The 1,681-nt window shown below is 26.8% G+C and carries 4 protein-coding genes and 1 pseudogene; all 5 read left to right on the top strand.

Translation table 11 applies throughout. The features are described 5' to 3' along the window. The coding region (locus ABCP60_RS15860) for a hypothetical protein (protein ID WP_343102182.1) at positions 1-192 on the top strand (192 nt) is incomplete at its 5' end. Between the two features lie 411 nt (positions 193-603). Then, positions 604-726 (top strand): hypothetical protein, encoded by a 123-nt coding sequence (locus tag ABCP60_RS15855; RefSeq protein WP_343102181.1) that lies wholly within the window; start codon positions 604-606, stop codon positions 724-726. 5 nt (positions 727-731) lie between these two features. Next, positions 732-857 carry a hypothetical protein gene (locus ABCP60_RS15850; RefSeq protein ID WP_343102180.1) on the top strand — a complete coding sequence of 42 codons (126 nt, stop codon included), beginning with the start codon at positions 732-734 and terminating at the stop codon, positions 855-857. 57 nt (positions 858-914) lie between these two features. Beyond that, positions 915-1,130, top strand: a pseudogene (locus ABCP60_RS15845) (cell wall-binding protein); the annotation flags it as partial. A 118-nt stretch (positions 1,131-1,248) separates the two neighbouring features. Continuing rightward, the gene (locus tag ABCP60_RS15840; protein ID WP_343102179.1) at positions 1,249-1,383 is read left to right on the top strand and encodes a hypothetical protein; all 135 of its coding nucleotides are present in this window, start codon (positions 1,249-1,251) and stop codon (positions 1,381-1,383) included. Positions 1,384-1,681: the final 298 nt, after the last annotated feature.

The following is a 1,681-nucleotide window of genomic DNA, read 5'->3' as shown; positions in this document are numbered from 1 at the left end:
GATATAGGTAGAACTACAAAAGACTTTACAAAGTCATGGGAAGATTCACAAGGCAATAAAGGTAATATGATATATAATAAAATTGTACATGGAGTAATAGCAGTATATAGAGCTAATCATAATGATATATATAGTGCTAGATATTATGTAGTAGCATCATTTTCAGATGGTGAAGTTAGGTATCAAATATGAGAGATAGCTGACTTAAGTACGATCAATATCAATGAATACGCCTCATTTACGCTAAAAATAGATTTGGTATACTTAGAAATAAGTGTATTTATATATGCTACTTAAAAGTTAATGGTTCAATGGAGTTAAGCAGCATATATGGGTATATTTATTAAAAAAGTTCATCAAAGTATAAAACTATTCTAAAGCCGTTAAGGGTAGTTTTAAAAAATAAACTAAAAAAAGATAGTGAAGATTCACTATCTTTTTTTATTGGTTGAAAAATAATAAAAGAAAAGTATAAGTACTAGTGCTTTATCAAATTATGAAGAAGATATTATAGTTGAAAAAGATAGATATGAAACCTTAAGTCTTATAGCAGATAGACAGAAATAATATTCATCAGTTATTTTAGTAAATTCAGATAGTTCTTTGTCAGATGGATTAAGTTCTAGTAGTTTAGCAGGAGTATTAGATGCTACAATATTATTAGTTAATAAAATGCAAAAAAGAGTAGATAAAGTATTCTTAGTGAACGATATAACGGAGAAGTAGATGTCATGAGTGTAGAAGGAATATCATCTAGAGATAAATCTCTAAAAATATTAACTGATGGTAATGATGTTCCTTTTACAATGTATGGGATAAAAAGCTTTGTAATCGATTCTAAGGATGTTATGAGTTGATAATATATAAATATACCAAGAGCTACGAGAATTGGCGTATAAGGTCGATTTGAGACGAATAAGCATGTAATAGAAATGTTCTATGATAAACCTAAAGAGTTTTGTATAGCAATAGGATATACTCTAGTAGATACTTTAACAGTATCACCTCTTGCGAAAGATAAACCAGTAGTTTTAGTAGAGTCTAAAAGCGATAAAAATATATTAAAAAATGCTAATAAATTTACTGTTGCAGGAGGAATTGATGATAGAGTAATAAGAGAGCGTATATAGCAGATAGGAACTCATGAACCAATAGAAAGAAAGTTTGAGTATATGGAAGAATTAAGTAACGAAACATTATACTTAATAAATGAATATAGACAATCACATGGTATAAAAAAGGTAGAACATGACACAAGACAAAGAATATAGAATGAAACTATTAGATAAAGATAACTTACAAGGTGGTATCGCAGTATATCGAGATAACTTTAGAAAATACTTTGTAATATCTTCATTTTCATATGGGTTCTATTATGAATAGTATATGAAAAAATGGTAGATAAAAAAATACAAGAAATAAGATTGGAAAAGAGATTTCAATAAATACTCCATCAAAGGAAATAAATGTATCATATAGTTTGATTTTTTATATTGAAACTAATAGAGTTAAAAATACTTGTATAAATACAATAGTTAAAATTATTAAAGGGATAAGTAGAGAAGGTATAAGTATAATGTAATCTTTAGCATTCCTAATAATGCTTACGATTCAACAATAGAGGATAAATCTAATAAACCTAATATGTTTGATGACAAGTCTAATAATAGCAGTATTAATA

Source organism: Romboutsia sp. MSSM.1001216sp_RTP31141st1_G3_RTP31141_220114 (assembly GCF_039031195.1).
Taxonomy (GTDB): Bacteria; Bacillota; Clostridia; order Peptostreptococcales; family Peptostreptococcaceae; genus Romboutsia_C; species Romboutsia_C hominis.
Note: the sequence above shows the minus strand (reverse complement) of the source record. Positions and strands in the feature narration are given on the sequence as shown.